The sequence below is a fragment of the Brevundimonas sp. GW821-FHT02A10 genome, from assembly GCF_059422025.1.
Genome location: NZ_JBWKWC010000001.1, coordinates 187,479 through 205,368, shown reverse-complemented (window position 1 = coordinate 205,368; position 17,890 = coordinate 187,479). Strand labels below are relative to the sequence as shown.

At 69.6% G+C, this 17,890-nt stretch carries 11 protein-coding genes; 8 read left to right on the top strand and 3 right to left on the bottom strand.

Annotation, left to right across the window (positions count from 1 at the left end; translation table 11 throughout):
- Positions 1-43: 43 nt before the first annotated feature.
- A complete protein-coding gene (locus tag AC07U0_RS00840) occupies positions 44-1,288 on the bottom strand; it encodes a LysR family transcriptional regulator (protein ID WP_494718143.1) in 1,245 nt (414 codons plus the stop codon).
- 327 nt (positions 1,289-1,615) lie between these two features.
- Here AC07U0_RS00840 and AC07U0_RS00835 point away from each other — a divergent pair, with 327 nt between their 5' ends.
- The 8 genes from AC07U0_RS00835 to AC07U0_RS00800 all read left to right on the top strand — a co-directional run bounded on the left by AC07U0_RS00835 (position 1,616) and on the right by AC07U0_RS00800 (position 12,384).
- Positions 1,616-3,253, top strand: coding sequence for a TldD/PmbA family protein (locus AC07U0_RS00835; protein ID WP_494718142.1), 1,638 nt, complete (start codon positions 1,616-1,618; stop codon positions 3,251-3,253).
- A 23-nt stretch (positions 3,254-3,276) separates the two neighbouring features.
- Positions 3,277-4,611 (top strand): TldD/PmbA family protein, encoded by a 1,335-nt coding sequence (locus AC07U0_RS00830; RefSeq protein WP_494718141.1) that lies wholly within the window; start codon positions 3,277-3,279, stop codon positions 4,609-4,611.
- Between the two features lie 34 nt (positions 4,612-4,645).
- A complete protein-coding gene (locus AC07U0_RS00825) occupies positions 4,646-5,359 on the top strand; it encodes a DUF4159 domain-containing protein (RefSeq protein WP_494718140.1) in 714 nt (237 codons plus the stop codon).
- 48 nt (positions 5,360-5,407) lie between these two features.
- Positions 5,408-6,403 carry an AAA family ATPase gene (locus AC07U0_RS00820; RefSeq protein WP_494718139.1) on the top strand — a complete coding sequence of 332 codons (996 nt, stop codon included), beginning with the start codon at positions 5,408-5,410 and terminating at the stop codon, positions 6,401-6,403.
- A gap of 62 nt (positions 6,404-6,465) precedes the next feature.
- A complete protein-coding gene (locus tag AC07U0_RS00815) occupies positions 6,466-7,305 on the top strand; it encodes a DUF58 domain-containing protein (RefSeq protein ID WP_494718138.1) in 840 nt (279 codons plus the stop codon).
- Positions 7,302-8,453, top strand: coding sequence for a BatA domain-containing protein (locus tag AC07U0_RS00810; protein WP_494718137.1), 1,152 nt, complete (start codon positions 7,302-7,304; stop codon positions 8,451-8,453). The genes AC07U0_RS00815 and AC07U0_RS00810 overlap by 4 nt, the downstream gene beginning before the upstream one ends.
- A complete protein-coding gene (locus AC07U0_RS00805) occupies positions 8,450-10,567 on the top strand; it encodes a DUF4175 family protein (RefSeq protein ID WP_494718136.1) in 2,118 nt (705 codons plus the stop codon). Before AC07U0_RS00810 ends, AC07U0_RS00805 begins: the two co-directional genes overlap by 4 nt.
- Complete coding sequence (locus AC07U0_RS00800; protein WP_494718135.1) at positions 10,564-12,384, top strand: Ig-like domain-containing protein; 1,821 nt, start codon at positions 10,564-10,566, stop codon at positions 12,382-12,384. Before AC07U0_RS00805 ends, AC07U0_RS00800 begins: the two co-directional genes overlap by 4 nt.
- Positions 12,385-12,387: 3 nt before the next feature.
- On the opposite strand, the gene AC07U0_RS00795 is transcribed toward AC07U0_RS00800, so the two are convergent.
- Together AC07U0_RS00795 and AC07U0_RS00790 are read right to left on the bottom strand one after the other, a co-directional pair.
- Positions 12,388-14,022, bottom strand: coding sequence for a TldD/PmbA family protein (locus tag AC07U0_RS00795; protein WP_494718134.1), 1,635 nt, complete (start codon positions 14,020-14,022; stop codon positions 12,388-12,390).
- Positions 14,023-14,084: 62 nt separating this feature from the next.
- A complete protein-coding gene (locus AC07U0_RS00790; protein WP_494718133.1) occupies positions 14,085-17,873 on the bottom strand; it encodes a LamG-like jellyroll fold domain-containing protein in 3,789 nt (1,262 codons plus the stop codon).
- Positions 17,874-17,890: the final 17 nt, after the last annotated feature.

Genomic DNA, 17,890 nt, shown 5'->3' with positions numbered 1-17,890 from the left:
TGCCGGTTTTACGGCCCGGGGATACGGGCCCGAGCGCCGGACCTCAGGTTCGGTGGGGAAAACGGCCCTGGTCGCCGGATGGCATCGGACGCTCAAGCGTCGCGCGGATCAGATTGATGAAGTCGCGGTGGACGCGGGTCGGCAACCACCCGTCACGCATGGTCACGCCAACCGAGAGCTGCGTCGCGACGGGATCGCAAGGCAGGGCGACAAGCGCCTCGCCCTGCTGTTCGAGTTCGTACTGGGTCATCAGGGTCAGTCGGTCACTGTCGGCGATCAACTGGCGAATGACCGTCAGCGTAGAGGTTTCGATCGGCGCCGCCGGCCGGTCGCGCCCCTGGAAAAGAGCATCGAGACACAGTCGGCGGCTGTCCCCCTCCAGACCGGCGATCCAGTCGTAGCGGGCCAGATCGTGAAGGCTGATGTCCGTCCGCCCGGCCAGCGGATGACCGTTGCGGGCGACGACCCGGACCGGAGTATGGGCGAAAGCCTCGCTGGTCAGATCAGGGTCGGTGGTGTCCTCGATGATACCCACGACAAGGTCGACCTCGCCGAAGCGCAGCCGGCGCGTCATTTCCGAAGCGCCCTCGGTCAGAATCCGGATGCCGGTGTCGGGGCGCTTTCGGGTGAACGCCTCAAGGACCGAGGCCAGCAGCATGCTGCCGCCGCGCGGAAGGGCGCCGAGAACGATCTGGCTGGTCCCGACGCCGCGAGTCTCTTCAATCTCCTGAAGGCCCCATTCGATTTCCTGCACCGCCAGCCTAAACTTGCGGCCGAGGTCGAGACAGTCCGGCGTACCCACCACACCGGCCGGGGTGCGGTGGAAAAGAGGAGCGCCGAGATGGCTTTCGAGCTGGCGAACGGCCCGCTGCAGCGAGGCGGAGGTCAGGCCCAGCTCTCCGGCGGCTCTGGCGAGAGAGCCGCATCCAATGACGGCGATCAGGGCCCGGACCTGGGAGCGCGAAATCCGCCGGGCGACGGCAGAGGCTGTCGCCGCGTCGCCGACGCCAAAATCCACAAGGGCGGCGTCGATCTGGGCGAACATCCGCTGAACCCGGAAATGGAAGGTCTTTCCGACCTCGGTCAGACGGCTGCCCTTCGCCTTCCGCTCCAGCAGGATATGGCCGATTTGCAGCTCGAGTTTGGCCAGCGCCTGGGTCGCGGCCGGCTGGGAAAGGTTCCAGGCCTCCGACCCGCGCCGGAAACTGCCGAGACGCCCCACGCTTTCGAAAAGCCGGCATTGGCGGAAGCTGATTTCCTCTGCCCGGGTCTTCAGATCGGCGCTCATTATGAGGTTTCCCCAGCCATCGTCTGGCGGGGGCCTAGCAGGGAGCTTACGCGTTTCCAATCACCGCATTCAGGCCGAAACCGTTGTTGTGCAAGGCTGAACGTGATGGGCGAGGACTCACCGCGCCAACTCGCCAGACGGAAAATGTATCGCTTCCCCGCGGCTCGACCGGTCGAGTTCAAACCTTGCTTCCTTGTAATGTGACCATGGTTTGACGCGCGCCTCTTGGGCGGCAATGATCGTGCTCCCCGAACCGGTCAGGTCCGGGGCGAGGACATCATTCATCCCCCAGATCGTGACCCGCGACAAAGCGGGCGGAGGCGAGCCATGCATAGACGCGACTTCCTGTCTCTCGGCTCTATCGCCGCCGGGGGGCTGATCATCCCGTCCCTGTTCGGCGGTCAGGCCATCGCCGCCGAGGAGCTGGTCTCCACCCTCGACGTCGCGGTCAAGAAGACCCTCGCCGACGCCGCCATGAACGCCGCCAGGGCCGCCGGGGCCACCTACTGCGACGTCCGCATCGGCCGCTATCTGCGCCAGTTCGTGATCACCCGCGAAGCCACCGTCCAGAACATCGTCAACACCGAGTCGACCGGCGCCGGTGTCCGCGTCATCGCCGACGGCGCCTGGGGCTTCGCCGCCACCAACAGCCTGACGGCCGATTCCATCGCCCGGGCCGCGCGCCAGGCCGTGGCCATCGCCAAGGCCAACGCCCCGACCCTGACCGAGCGGGTCCAACTGGCCCCGACGCCCGGCGTCGGCGAGGTCTCCTGGCGCACCCCCATCGTCAAGAACGCCATGGAAGTGCCGATCAAGGAGAAGGTCGACCTGCTGCTCAGCACCAACGCCGCCGCCCTGGGCGCCGGCGCCGACTTCTTCCAGTCCATGCTCTTCCTGGTGAACGAGCAGAAGTATTTCGCCTCGACCGACGGTTCCTACATCGACCAGGACGTGCACCGGATCTGGGCGCCCATGTCGGCGACGGCCATCGACAAGGCGACCGGCAAGTTCCGCAGCCGCGACGGCCTCTCGGCCCCGATGGGCCTCGGCTATGAATATCTGGACGGCGCCGCCTCCGGAAAGACCGTCCTGCCCAACGGCGTCACCGTCTATGGCCAGTCCTACGACATGCACGAGGACGCCATCGCTGCGGCCCAGCAGGCCCGCGCCAAGCTGACGGCCCCCTCGGTCAAGGCGGGCAAGTACGACCTGGTCCTCGACCCGTCGCACACCTGGCTGACCATCCACGAGTCGGTCGGCCACCCGCTCGAGCTCGACCGGGTCCTTGGCTACGAGGCCAACTACGCCGGCACCAGCTTCGCCACGATGGACAAGAAGGAAGCCCACTTCCAGTACGGCAGCGACAAGGTCAACATCGTCGCCGACAAGCTTCAGCCCGGCAGCCTGGGCTACGTCGGCTATGACGACGAGGGCGTGAAGACCAAGAAGTGGGACCTGATCCGCGACGGCAAGCTGGTCGGCTATCAGGCCATCCGCGACCAGGCCCATATCGAGGGCAAGACAGAGTCCGACGGCTGCTGCTATGCCGACAGCTGGTCCAACGTCCAGTTCCAGCGCATGGCCAACGTCTCGCTGGAATCCGGCAAGGAGAAGATGAGCGTCGCGGACATGATCTCCAACGTCGAGGACGGCATCTACATCATCGGCGACGGCTCCTTCTCCATCGACCAGCAGCGCTACAACGCCCAGTTCGGCGGCGAGCTGTTCTACGAGATCAAGAACGGCCAGATCACCCATCAGATCGAGGACGTCGCCTACCAGATCCGCACGCCGGAGTTCTGGAACGCCTGCGCCGGCGTCTGCGACGCCTCCGACTACCGCCTCGGCGGTTCGTTCTTCGACGGCAAGGGCCAGCCCGCCCAGGTCTCGGCTGTGTCGCACGGGTCCTCGACCGCGCGCTTCAACGGCATCAACGTCATCAACACCGCCCGTTCGCTCGGCTGATCGCGCACCAAGGAGACTGACAGATGAGCATTCTTCCAGAGGCGGAAGCCAAGGCAATCCTCACCAAGGTCGTGGCCCTGTCCACGGCCGACGAGTGCACGGCCCAGCTGGCCGGGTCGACGCGCGGCAACGTCCGCTTCGCCCTCAACAACGTGTCCACCAGCGGCATCGTCGACAACGTCGAACTGTCGGTCCAGGTGGCCTTCGGCAAGCGCACCGGCGTCGCCACCATCAACCAGTTCGATGACGCCTCTCTGGAGCGCGTGGTCAAGCGGGCCGAGGAACTGGCGAAGCTGGCGCCCGAGAACCCCGAGTTCATGCCGGCGGTCGACAAACAGACCTTCGTCCCCACCCCGACCTTCAGTGCGGCGACCGCGGCCATCACGCCTGAGTACCGGGCCAAGGTGGCGGCCGACTCGATCGGGCCGTGCAAGTCCGAGAACCTGATCGCCGCCGGCTATCTGGAAGACACGGCGGGCTTCGTGGCCTTCCTGAACTCGAAGGGCAACTACGGTTACCAGACCGCGACCAGCTCGGACTACACCTGCACTGTCCGCACCGCTGACGGCCGCGGCTCGGGCTGGGTCGGGGACAACGTCCAGGACGTCGCCAATTTCAAGGCCGGCGACGACGTGCGTATCGCCATGCGCAAGGCCGCTGCTTCCGCCGACGCCCAGGCGCTGGAGCCCGGCAAGTACACCGTCATCCTGGAGCCCGCCGCGGCCGCCGGCCTGATCGGCTTCATGATGAACTTCTTCGACGCCCGTTCGGCGGACGAGGGCCGCAGCTTCCTGTCCAAGGCGGGCGGCGGTAACAAGACCGGCGAACAGGTCTATGGGCCCGAGGTCAACTTCTTCACCGACCCGTCCTACCCCAACGCCGCCGTCTATCCGTGGGACGAAGAAGGCATGGCGCGTGAGCGCATGCAGATCGTCGAGAACGGCAAGATCTCGAACCTGAACTACTCGCGCTACTGGGCCCAGAAGCAGGGCAAGACGGCTCTGGCCGGTCCGGGCAATCTGATCATGACCGGCGGCGACAAGTCGACGGCCGATCTGGTCCGCACGACCCAGCGCGGCATCCTGGTCACCCGCACCTGGTACATCCGCATGGTCGACCCGCAGACCGTGCTGCTGACCGGCCTGACCCGCGACGGCACGTTCTACATCGAGGACGGCCAGATCAAGCATCCGATCAAGAACTTCCGCTTCAACGAGTCTCCGGTGATCATGCTCAACAACGTCGAGGAGCTGGGCCGTCCGGTTCGCGTCTCGGCGGATGAGGGCGGCAATGTCATGTACCTGCCGCCGATGAAGCTGCGCGACTTCACCTTCACCTCGCTTTCGGACGCGGTCTGATGGCGACAGCCCGGTTGGAGGCCCATCAAAGGGCATGAACCGGGCGCAGTTTCTCCGGTTGGGGGCAGGGGGGCTGGCAGGGCTCGCCCTGTCCGCCCTTCCGCGTTTCGCCGCCGCGTCTTCGGCGGGCAGCTACGACTTCTGGTTCACGCGGCTGCGCTACGACTCGGGCGACTGGGACGTGGACCAGCGTATGCCGTCCAACCTGATCACCTCCCTGATCGACTACACCACCCTGCGCGTCGACCCGACCGAGCGGGTCATTCCCCTGTCCGACCCGCGCATGCTGACCGCCCCCTTCTGCTATCTGGCGGGGCACAAGCTGGTGGAGTTCTCCCAGGCCGAGCGGCGCAATTTCGAACGCTATGTCCGCAACGGCGGCTTCGTCTTCGTTGACGACTGCAACCACGACATCGACGGCCTGTTCGCCCGCTCGTTCGAGGCCCAGATGCGCGCCATCTTCGGCCCGGCCGCGCTCAAGGTCCTGCCGAAGACCCATCCCATCTATCGCAGCTTCTTCACCTTCGACGACGGCCCGCCGAATACGGGGCTGGAGCTCAACGGCTGGGGCGATGACCTGGTCCACGACTACCTCAAGGGGATCGAGATCAACGGCCGTCTCGGCGTCCTCTATTCCAACAAGGATTACGGCTGCGAGTGGGACTACGACTGGCGCAACAAGCGCTTCCTCGCCGTCGACAACACCCGCTTCGGGGTCAACATCGTGATGTACGCCCTTACCGCCTGACCCCTTCTTCTTTCCAGTTCGCCTTCTTGCCCCTCCCCGGGATCCGCCATGACCGACACCCTCTCCGAAGCCGACATCAAGGCGCAGCTTGCGCGCCTGGGTGATCTCCGCAACGCCATAGCCCAAGCCATCGTCGGCCAGCAGGACGTGGTCGAACAGCTGCTGATCGGCCTGCTCGCCGGCGGCCACTGCCTGCTGGAGGGCGTGCCCGGCCTCGGCAAGACCCTCCTGGTCCGCTCCCTCGGCGAAGCGCTCAAGCTGGAGTTCCGCCGCGTCCAGTTCACGCCCGACCTGATGCCCAGCGACATCCTCGGCACCGAACTGCTGGAAGAGGATCACGGCACCGGCCACCGCAGCTTCCGCTTCCAGCCCGGCCCGGTCTTCACCAACCTGCTGCTCGCCGACGAGCTGAACCGCACCCCGCCCAAGACCCAGGCGGCCCTGCTGGAGGCCATGCAGGAGAAGACCGTCAGCTACGGCGGCGTGACTCACGTCCTGCCCAAGCCCTTCTTCGTTCTGGCCACCCAGAACCCGCTCGAACAGGCCGGCACCTATCCGCTGCCCGAGGCCCAGCTCGACCGCTTCCTGCTGCACATCCGCGTCGAATATCCGACCGAGCAGGAAGAGCGCGACATCCTCGCCCAGACGACCGGCGCCAAGATCGGCGCTGTGCCCGCGGTGATGAAGGGCGAAGAGGTTCTGGCGCTTCAGGCCCTGGTCCGCGAGGTCCATTTCTCCGACGCCCTGCTCAGCTGGGTCACCCGCATCGTCCGCGCCAGCCGCCCGGGCGAGGGCGCGCCGGAAGAGGTCCGCAAATACGTCAAATGGGGCGCCGGCCCGCGCGCCGGCCAGTCGCTGATCCTCGCCGCCAAGGCCCGCGCCCTGCTGCAGGGTCGCCTCGCTGCCACGCGTGAGGACATCGTCGCCCTGGCTGCTCCGGTCATGCGCCACCGCCTGCTGCTATCCTTCGCCGCCGAGGCCGAGGGCCGCAGCGCCGACGACGTGGTCGCCGCCCTCGTCCGCGCCGTCCCCATGGCCGCCTGATCCAGAAGGCCTGTGGCGTGACCGACCTCATTCCTCCAGACGTGCGGAGCCGGCTCAAAGCCTTGCGCCTGATCACGCGTCGGGCGGTGGGGTCGCACGGCCTTGGCCTGCACCAGAGCCACAGCCGCGGCGCGGGGCTCGAGTTCGCCCAGTACCGGGCCTATGAGCGCGGCGACGAACTGCGCCAGATCGACTGGAAGCTCTACGCCCGCTCCGACAAATTCTTCGTCCGCGAGGCCGAGCGCGAGAGCCCCGTCGCCGTCTGGATCCTCATGGACGCCTCGGCCTCCATGGGCCAGGCGGAAGGGGGCACGACCCGCTTCGACGCCGCCAAATCCCTGACCGCCTCCCTCGCCGAGCTTGCGATGCAGCAGGGCGACCGTTTCGGCTGGATGGCGCTCAGCGATCAGGGTCTGCGACTGTTGCCCCCCGCCACCGGCCTGCGTCAGCGCGACCGCCTGACCCTGGAGCTCCTGCCGCTCAAACCCGCGGGCGGCTTCGCCCGCGAGGACCAGTTGGGCCCGGTCTGGGAGCGGGTCGGAGCCCACGATCTGGTCGTCATTCTCAGCGACTGTTTCGATCCCGGCGTCGTCGATCTGGCCGAGACCCTCGCCGCCGCGGGCCGCGAGGTTCTGGTCGTCGAGATGCTCACGGTCGGTGAGAAGGATTTCGCCTTCACCGGCGGCTACCGCTTCCGCGATCCGGAGACGGGCGAGGAACTGCTCGGCGATGCGCCCGCCCTGCGCGCCGAGTTCCTGCGTCGCTTCGGAGAGGCCCGCGCCGCCTTGCACGCCCGCCTCGACGCCGTCGGCATCCGCCGCGCCGAACATGTGCTGGGCCAGCCCGTCGACCTGCCACTGCGTCGCCTGTTCGGCGCCCATGACGCGGCCGAATATTCATGACCCCGGCCCTTCTCCTGCCGATGGGTCTGGCTGCGTTGGCGGCTCTGATCATCCCGCTGGTCATCCATATCGCCCGGCGCAGCGAACAGCTGCCGACCGACTTCGCCGCCCTGCGCTGGCTACGTCAGAAGCCGCGCCCGCGCTCGCGCCTGCGCTTCGACGAATGGCCGCTGCTGATCCTGCGCCTGATCCTTCTGGCACTCGCCGCCCTCTGGTTCGCCCGCCCGGTCCTGTTCGGCGCGGGCGACAGGACGCCTTACGTCGCCATCGTCCCCGGCGCGGACGCCGCTCAGGCTGAAGCCGTCGTGGGCGAGGGCAGGGGCCACTGGCTCGCCCCCGGCTTCCCCGACCTGAAGACGCCGCGCCCCACGACCTTGGCCCCGGTCGCCAGCCTGATCCGCCAGCTCGACGCCCAGCTCCCGTCCGGCGCCCCCCTGACCGTGGTCACCCCTCAGGTGCTTCAGGGCGCCGACGCCGAACGCCCCCGCCTGTCCCGTCCCGTGACCTGGCGTGTCGTCCCGGGCAGCATGGCCGCCCGTCCGGCCGCGCCCGCGACAGTCCCGCCCCTGTCGATCCGCACCGACGCCGACCACGCCGCAGCCGCCCGCTACCTCCAGGCCGCCGCCCTGTCCTGGCAGCCCGCCGGACGCCCCGCCGACGCCGACACGGCCGCCCTCGACGCCTCTCTGCCGGACGCAAAACGCACCCTGATCCGTCTCGGGGCCGGAACCCTGCCGCCCGCTGTGATCCAGTGGATCGAAGCCGGCGGAACCGCCCTCGTATCCTCCGACACGGCCGTCCCCGCAGGCCCCCGCGCGACCGTCTGGCGCGACGCCCTCGACCGCCCCCTGATCGAGGCCCAACCCCTCGGCGCGGGCCGCCTGCTGCGCTTCGCCCGCCCCCTGACGCCGTCGGAGACGCCCGAACTGCTTCAGGCTGACTTCCCCGTCCAGCTGAAGGCCGCCCTGACCGGCCCTGCCGTCCAGCCCGCCCGCGTCATGGCCACCGACTACGCTCCTCTGACCGGCGGCCGCGCCTTCGATCCCGCCCCGCTCGACCTCAAGCCCTGGCTCGCCGTCCTCATCGGCTTGCTGTTGCTGGGTGAGCGCTGGCTGGCCACGCGCCGTTCACGCGGAGCCATCCCGTGAGCACAGAGACACTGATCTCCACCTGGACCGGCCCCGCCCGCCGTCGCGGTCTGTTCAACGACCTGCTGCTGGCCGCGCCTGTCGCCATCCTGATCGCCGCCCTCGGCTGGGCGTTCGCAGGCCCCGCTGCGGGCCTCGTCATCCTCGCCCTCGGCGCCGTCGTCATCGCCGTCCTCGCCCTGCGCCGAGCCGCCCGCTTCGACCGCCTGTGGCTGACGCATCGCCTCGACGGCGTCCGCCCGGACATGGAGGACAGCGCCGAACTCCTCTTCGCCGACCCCTCCGGCCTCGGCGTCCTGCAACGCCTCCAGCGCGCCCGCCTGCTGGACCGTCTGAACACGGGTTCGCCCCGGACCCTCGTCGCCGACTGGTCGCGCAGGCCCATCCTGATCCTCTGGGCCATCGCCCTGATCGCCGTGGTCGCGGTCGCTGTCTGGCCGCGCGGGGCCCACAAGCCCGTCACCCTGTCGCCCGCCGCCGAAGGGCCGGTCGCGCCCGGCGTCCCCGCTCTTGTCGGCCAGAACCTGCGCATCTATCCGCCCGCCTACACCGGCCTGCCGATGCGCGATGAGGCCAAACTCGACGCCCGCGCGCCCCAGGGCTCCCGCCTCGAATGGACCCTGAAGTTCGACCCCCAGGCAGAGGTCCCGGCCATGGTCATGCTCGGCGGCGCCCCGCTCTCCCTGACCCGATCCGGCGAGAACTGGATCGCCAGCCGCACGCTGGAGACCTCCTTCCTCTACCGCGTCGACCCGGCACAGGGCCGGGCGGGCACGCCGCCGCTCCACCGCATCGACGCCATCGCTGACACCCCGCCCTCGGTTAAAGTCCTGTCCCCGACCGAGAGCCTGACGCTGGTAACTTCAGGCCAGCGCGGCTGGAGCCCGGTCTTCGCCGCGACCGACGACTACGGCGTCGCGCCCACCGCCCGCCTGCGCATCACCCTGGCCATCGGGGAGGGGGAGAACGTCACCTTCTCCGAGCGCGAGATCGCGCTGGCCGGCTCCGGCCCCGCCCGCGACCGCCGCTTCTCGCCGCGCCTCGACTTCGCCGCCCTCGGCGTCGGCCCCGGCAGCGACATGGTCGTCCAGCTGATCGTCTCGGACCAGCGCGCCCCGGGCCCACAGGTGGTGCGCGGCCCCAGCCTGATCCTCCGCTGGCCGTCGCCGAAGAAGGCCGAAAGCTCAGGGCTGGAGGGCATGGTCAACACCACCCTGCCGGCCTATTTCCGCAGCCAGCGCCAGATCATCATCGACGCCGAGGGTCTTCTGGCCCAGCGCCGCCGCCTGCCGGCCGACACCTATACGCAGCGCTCCACCGTCATCGGCAACGACCAGCAGATCCTGCGCGGTCGCTACTCCCAGTTCCTCGGCGGCGAGGACGAGGGCGAACCCGAACTCCCCACCAGCGACGGCGCCGCACACAGCGACGGAGACGGCCACGACCACGGCGCCCCCGCGACCCGCAGCCCGACCTTCGGCGGTCCCGAGGACGTGCTCGCCGAGTTCGGTCACCCCCACGACGAGTCCCAGGCCTCCAGCCTCGACCCCCAGACCCGCGCCATCCTCAAACAGGCGGTCGACGAGATGTGGCTGTCCGAGCGGGAGCTGAAACAGGGCCGCCCCGACCTCGCCCTCCCGCACGCCAACAAGGCGCTCGACTTCATCAAGGAGGTGCAGCGCGCGACCCGCATCTTCCTCAACCGCGTCGGCCCCGAACTGCCGCCCATCGACGCCAGCCGCCGCATGACGGGCAAGCGTGAGGGCATCACCGGTCGCGCCCTCGCCGTCGCCCCGGTCGAGACCGGCGACGGTCCCGCCGCCGACGCCTGGCGCGCCCTCGGGCAGGGCCCGGAAGCCGTGCGCGGCCCCGTCGCCCTCGACGCCCTGGAGCGCTGGATCAACGCCAACGCCGGACGCCTGCCCGACCCCCTGTCGCTCTCGGGCGCGGTAGACGCCGTGCGCCGCGACCCCGACTGCGCCGGGTGCCGCCAGCATCTGCGCGCCCTGCTCTGGACCGCCATGGCGCGTCCGCCTGCAGGCCTCGACCGCCGTCGTCCCGCCGACGCTGCCGGCGCCCGCTACCTCAACGCCATTGGGGGAGCCGGCCAGTGAGTCCCAAGCTGATCCTCGCCCTGATCCTGACCATCGCCGTCCTCGCGGCCTGGGTTCGCCTTGCGCTGTGGCGTCGCGGCGCGCCCGCATCGCCGGTCTGGCGGTTCGCGGTCCTCATGGGTCTCCAGCCGGTCTGGGCGGCCCTGCTGTTCCTCGGCCTCTTCCCGCCCGGCCTGCCGGTCGCGGGCGGGACCCTGACCGTCCTCACCGCCAACGCCCCGCGCACAGCCGCCGCCTCGGGCGGCCAGATCGTGGCCCTGCCCGAAGCATCGGTCCCCGGCGTCGAGCGCGCCCCCGACCTCGGCACGGCGCTGCGCCTCTATCCCGACGTCCGCCGCATCCGCGTCCTCGGCGATGGCCTGATCGCGCGCGACAGGGACATGGCGACCGGCCTCGCCGTCGACTTCACCCCTGCGGCCTCGCGTCCCGGCCTGATCTCCCTGACCCCGCCCGTCCGCGTCGCCCCGGGTATGCGCTTCCAGACGGGCGGTCAGGTGGCGGGCCTGCCGGGCGCCGTCGTCGATCTGATTGATCCCGCCGGCCGCGTCACCGACAGCCAGACCGCCGACGCCGACGGCCGTTTCACCGTCTCCGGCACAGCCCGGGCGGCCGGTCTCGTGACCTTCGGCCTGAGGGTCAAGGACGCCGGCGGCAAGGTCGTCGAACAGGCCGACGTCCCCGTCCGCATCGAGGCCGAGGCCAGACCCCGCCTGCTGATCCTCGCTGGCGCGCCCGGCCCGGAGGTCAAGTACCTGCGTCGCTGGGCGACCGATGCGGGCTTCACCGTGAACACCCAGATGAGCGCCGGCGGCGGTATCCAGCTCGGCGACCCGGCCATCGCCCTGACGCCTGCGACCCTGCGCCAGTTCGACGTCGCCGTGATCGATGACCGCAGCTGGCCCGGCGCCCGCCCGGCCGTGCTGGCGGCGGTCCGTGACGGCATGGGCCTTGTCCTGCGCACCAGCGGCCCGCTGGACGGCGGCGTCCGCGCCTCATGGCGTTCGCTCGGCTTCGCCCTGACCGGTCCCGACGCCCTCAGCCCCATCGCCCTGCCGCCCGCCGCCGACGCCGCCATCGCCCGCACCCGCTCCGGCATCGGCAGCGCCGACGCGCCCTCGGACGCCGATCTTGGCGGCGAGCCCGTCATTCCCGAACTCAGCCGTCTGGCCGCCATCCCCGGCGGCGCCGACGCCGTGCCCCTGATCCGAGACGCGGGTGGTTCGACCCTCTCGGCCTGGCGCGCGATGGGCCTCGGCCGGGTCGCGGTCTTCACCGGGATCGACAGCTACGGCCTGACCCTGACCGGCCATACCGCCCTCTACGGCGACTGGTGGAGCGGCATGCTCGCGACCGTGGCCCGACCCTCGGCGGGCGCCCCGGTCGTCACCGGTCCGGCCTGGGTCGGCGACCGACTGAGCCTGTGCAATCTGTCCGCCAACGCTCGCGTCCAGAGCCCCGACGGCGCGGTCACGACCCTGATCCCCGACCCGGCGGCGGGCGGCTGCGCCGGTCTCTGGCCCGCCGCGTCCGGCTGGCATCTGCTGCGCACGAGCGGACCGAACGGCGCCGAACAGGTCTCGCCGGTCTACGTCCAGCCCGCCGACCGCCTGCCGGGCGTCAGGGCCGCCCGCGACCGCGACGCCACGATGATGCTGGGCCGCACGCCCGCGCCGGCCTCGGCTAGCGAGGGCCGCACGCAGCCCGGACCGGCATGGCCCTGGCTGCTGGCGTGGTTGCTGGCGGGGGCGGGGCTGTGGTGGTTCGAACGCTCGAACCTCGGCCGCGCCGTCCCGAAGGCAGCAGCGACCGAAGCGTGAGCGCTACCCCAGCGATCTTGCCGTATTGATCACATTGATCCCGTTGAACCGGGTCGTCGCCGAGCCGTGGCTGACGGCCGAGACCTGGCTCGGCTGGCCCTTGCCGTCGAAGAACGATCCGAACATCCGGTAGTCGCTCTCGTCGCAGGTCGCGGCGCACGAGGCCCAGAACTCGGGCGTGCGCATCTGATAGGCGACGTCGGCCAGCGGCCGGGTGATCTCCCCGTTCTTGATCTCGTAGAACAGCTGGCCCCCGAACTGGGCGTTGTAGCGCTGCTGGTCGATCGAATAGGAGCCGCGGCCGAGAATGTAGATCCCGTCCTCGACGTTCGAGACCATGTCCGCCGCGCTCATCTTCACCTTGCCGGGCTGCAGTGAGACATTGGGCATCCGCTGGAACTGCACCGTCGACCAGCTGTCGGCATAGGAACAGCCGTCGCTTTCGGTCTTGCCCAGCAGGTGGGCCTGATCCCGCGTCGCCTGATAGTCGACCAGGACCCCGTCCCTGATCAGATCCCACTTCTTCGCCGCGACGCCCTCGTCGTCATAGCCGACGGCGCCGAGGCTGCCGACCTGGGTCTTGTCGGCGACGATGTTGACGACCTCGCTGCCGTATTTGAAGTGGGCGTCGCGCTTGTCGATCGTCGCGAAGCTGGTGCCCGCATAGTTGGCCTCATAACCCAGCACCCGGTCGAGCTCGAGCGGGTGGCCGACCGACTCGTGGATGGTCAGGCCGAGGTGGTTGGGATCGAGCACCAGATCGTATTTGCCCGGCTGCACCGAGGCGGCGGTCAGCTTCTCCTTCGCCTGCGCCGTCGCGGCGACCGCGTCCTCGCGCATGTCATAGGACTTGCCATAGGCGATCAGGCCGCCGGGCAGGGCCGTCTTGTCCGCGCCGTTGCCGTCCAGATACTCGTAGCCCAGACCCATGGGCGACGAGAGGCCGTCGCGCGTGCGGAACTTGCCGGTCGTCTTGTCGACGGCGGTCACCGTGAACGGCGCCCAGATGCGGTGCACGTCCTGATCGATGTATGAGCCGTCGGTCGAGGCGAAATACTTCTGCTCGTTCACCAGGAACATGCGCGAGGCGACGAAGCTGGCCCCGGCGCCCATGGCGGCCGAGTTGACCCCCATCAGCAGGTCGATCTTCTCCTCGATCGGCACGGTCATGCCGTTGCGACGGATCGGGGTGCGCCACGAGACCTTGCCGACGCCCGGCGTCGGGGCCAGTTGCACCGGCGCGGTCTGGCTCGTCGCATTGGCCTTGGCGATGGCGGTGGCCAGCTTCGCGGCGTTGACCACGGCCTCGGCGGTCAGCTCATTGGTGGCGGCAAAGCCCCAGTCGCCGTCGGCGATGACCCGAACGCCCACGCCCGAGCTCTCGGTGTTGACGACGTTCTCGACATTGGCTTCGCGCGTCATGACGAACTGGTTCAGATACCGGCCGACCCGCACGTCGCAATAGGTCGCGCCCGCCGCCCTGGCCGTGCTCATCGCCGCATCGGCCAGCCGCTTCTTGACCGCCATGTCGAGCGTGTCGCCCAGCTCTTCGGCGGCGATTGCACGGCCGTTGAAGCCGGGCAGCAACAGGCCGCCGGCGCCGATGCCGCAGGCGGTCAGGAAGGCGCGTCTGTCCAAGGCTTCTCTCCGGAAATCACCCCCGCACCTTCGCCGCTGAGGCCGCCTTGGTCAAACCGCCTTCAGGGCAGCGGACGCCGATTGTTGCTCGCACTGATCTCCAGCGGCTCGCCGTCGAGGATCAGTCGGACCTGTGCGCCCGCCGGAGCTCCGCGCGGCACGCTCAGCCGCACCGTCTCCGTCTTGGGCATCAGGTCGTCCGGCGCGGCCAGGGCGCCGAAGCGGGCCGTGGCCAGCACCGTCCCGTCCGGGCCTTCCAGCACCACGCGACCGGCCGGGGAGGCGACTGCGCCAAGGCCGTGCACCGTGACCGACAGCCGCCCGCCGCGCTTGACCAGATCGTCGGCGCCGATGCCCACGTCGGGCCGCGTCGACATCGCCGGACCGGCTTCAGCGAGGGCGAACTCGATCACGCTGGCGCCCGGCGGCAGGATCACCGGCACGGCCTGACCCGGCCCGAAGGCGACTGTCGAAGTCTGTCCGGCATCCGGCCGGTCGTCGCCGTTGGCGTCGGCGCCTTGCGTCACCGTCCAGGTCCCGGGCGTCACCTCGGCCCCGCCGATCTCGGCCTTCACCGGCGTCGAGGCCAGGTTCCAGACCACGACGCGGAAGCCCGTCTGGGCCGGCTCGCGCACCAGCACCGCGACCTTCAGCGCGTCATCGGGATTCTCGAACCGCCAGCTGATCCGGTGCCCCGGCACGATGCGGTTGCGCACATGGGCGACCCCGCCCAGACGCGCGCGCTGCAGCTGGTCGCTCGGCAGCTCGACCCGGTCGGTCCACCAGTGGTCCTCGGTCTGCATCTTCATCCGCACGGAGGCGAACTGGATGTCGTCGGCATAGAGCCGCTCGAGGAAGCTGCGGTCGCCCGTCTCCGCCGCCGCGATGGTCAGGGCGTCGGAGGATGCGCCGGGCTTGGCCGCCGCCGTCACATAGCGTTGGTCCAGCTCGGGCCGGCCCAGATCGCGGGCCACATCGCTGTTGACCCCCGACCAGCCCGGCGACCCCGGCTCACCCATCGGCGCCAGATATTTCGCGTCGCCGCTCCAGCGGTACGAGGCCCAGAGCAGCATATTGGTCGGGCTCAGGCCCGTGCCGCGATCCGCATCCGTGGTCCAGTTGATGTCGGCGGGCCAGACGGTCACGCCGCCGCCGGTCTTGCCGTGGGCGAGGAAGCCGTCGGCCAGCTCCAGCAACAGGCCGCGCAGCTTCGGCGAGCCGTTGTAATCCACCAGCGCTATGCCCGGATGCAGCACCAGATAGCTCTGCGCCTTGGACCAGTCCCACGGCGTATCCCGCGCGAAATGCGAACCGGAATAGTAGTTCGAGATGATGTGGCGATGCCCCGCCGCATTGACCTGGGTCAGCTCGTCGTAACGCCGCGCCGTGGCCATCAGCCGTTCCAGCGTCCTCGGATCGCCGCGGTTGAGCAGGGCCGATTGGCTGATCGCGTTGATGCCCTCCTCATAGGTGTGCAACTCGTCGGTCTGGATCGTGCCCAGGCCGTTGGTCCACATGCCGTTGCGGTGGCTGGCCTCGATCAGGGCCTCCAGCGAGGCGTTCAGCCGGTCGGGCTCGACGCCCATCAGGGCCGGGCCGACCCACTGGTTGGTCAGGTCGGTGTCGTCGGAAATGCCGCCGCCGAACTCGCCGTCCACCTGCCGGTTTTCGATCCACCAGTCGATGAACTGTTTGACCAGCTTCAGGTCCTCCGTCTGGCGGAAGGCCCACAGGGGCACGCCGGCGGGCGCGGTCGGCTGTGTGAAGCCGGGCAGGGGCTGGGACGCGTTCCACTCGCTCCAGTAGGCCCGGCCCTCGACATTTTCCGGATCGACCCGCAGCAGGTCGGTCAGGTCCATGTAGAACTGGTCGAACAGGCCGAGATCGCGCGTGATCTGCCGCTCCTCGACGAGGAAGCCGTAGCTGTCCTTGATCTGGGCCAGACGGTCGGCGACGTGCTCGGCGCGCGCGGCCTCGCGGGTCTTGAAGATCATCTTCACCCCCATGCCGTCGAGGTCCGAGGCGTGGAAGTCGGGGCTGGAAGCGGCGACGGTGAAATACAGGCTGTCGTCGTCGTCGAGGATGCGGTCGCGGGTGTCGAGGAAGACGGTGCGCGCCTCGCCCGGCTTGACCGCGACATTGACGTCCAGCAGGTCGCGCAGCGGCCACAGCGGGTCCTTGACCCGGATGTTCAGCGAGATCAGCCCGTCCGCGCCCGGCGTCGATTTCAGCGCCGGAATGGTCAGGACGAGGCCGTCCAGCCCGCCGGCTTCCTGGAAGCTCAGGGTCGGGACGTTGCGGACCAGAGGCCCGCCCTCGCGCCCGCGCCGGAAGTCGATCGGGATCAGGACGTGGGCGATCGGCCGGTCGCCGCTCAGGGCCGTCTTCCGCGCCGTCGTCGGGGCGCTGGAGGGCAGGGCGGCGAGGGTGTCGCGCTCCTCCACCGGATAGCGGCCGGCGATGAAGTCCGAGAGTTTGTCTGTCGCCACATAGCTGGGCTCGACCCCGGCCCGGACCGTGTACGAATAGTCGCCGATGCTGTCGGGGATGGCCCCGGCGGTGACGTTGTAGACGCCGATCTCCTGGATCGGGGTCTCCTGGGCGACGTTGGTGAAGCGGACGGCGCCGCCCTCATGGGCCGCGACCCGGGTCGTGGTGCGCTCGGCCCCGCGTGGCCGCTCCGCCAGAGTCTGCGGCGCCGAGGCGTCGATCACCCGGCTTGCGTCGATGCGGGCGTCCACGGCCGCCAGACGGCCGTAGGCCGCGCCCTGGATCTCGATCTGGTTCCAGGGCTCGGCGGGCAGGAACCAGGTCGCCGACTTGCCGCCCATCGAATAGACGTTCCAGTCGGGCAGGGTGAAATAGTCGTTCCGTCCCGCCAGCCGCGAGCGGTTGTAGACGCCCGGCCAGGTCGTCTCGCGGATGCCGTCATTGCCCTTCCACATGCGCTGGGCGATGTCGCGCTGGTCGGTGAACTCGACCCGGCGGATGCGGGTGATCGGGTCCGCCAGATAGGGCGCCGAACCCTGATCGAAGCCGAAGCGCCTGTTCCACGCGGCCTGCCAGTCGCTTGCCGGAGCGGGCGCCACAGCAGCGGCGGCGGGCGCGACGAGGGCTGCGGCCTCGGCCTCGCTCAGGGCGTGGTCATAGACCCTCAGGTCGTCATAGTCGGAGCCGCGCGTGAAGCTGTAGCGGCTGTGCACCTGAATCGGCGCCACGATGCGCGAGGCGATGCCGAACTGGTCCAGCGCTGCGTCCAGCACCGCCGGGGTCGTGGTCGCCGCGACCTTCTTGCCGTCGACATAGAGGACCACGCCGCCCGTCTCGTCCCAGCTGAAGGCGATATGCATCCAGTGGTCGGGCGCGGGGTTGGCGGGCAGCTCGTAGGAGACCCGCACGCGCGCCAGATTGTTGTCGGTGACGAAGGCGTCGAAGCCGTGCCCGTTCCAGTCGATGCGCAGGAAGGCCATGTCCCAGCTGGAATGGTCGGCGTAGCCGACGCGGAACAGGACGAAGGGCGTCGGCCCGACCGGGTAGCGCGAGCGCCAGTCGAAGGCGACCGTGCCCCTTTGCGCATAGATGTTGCCCGCCGCCCGATAGGCCAGGGCCTGGTCGTCCGTGCCCTCGATATAGCCGCCCTCGGCGCCGCCCGACGGCTTCAGGGCCAGCTTGTCGGCGAAGGTCGGCCCGGCCTGACCCGCCGCATAATCCGCCGTCAGCGAACTGTCCGCCGTCAGATGGAACAGCAGGCCGTCTGGCCGTGGAGTGGTCTGCGCATGGGCGAGGGAGGCGGCGGCCATGGCGGCGCCGGCGGCGAGGAGGGCGGCGACCGCCCGTTGAACGACAGACATGAAACACTCCCAGGGGC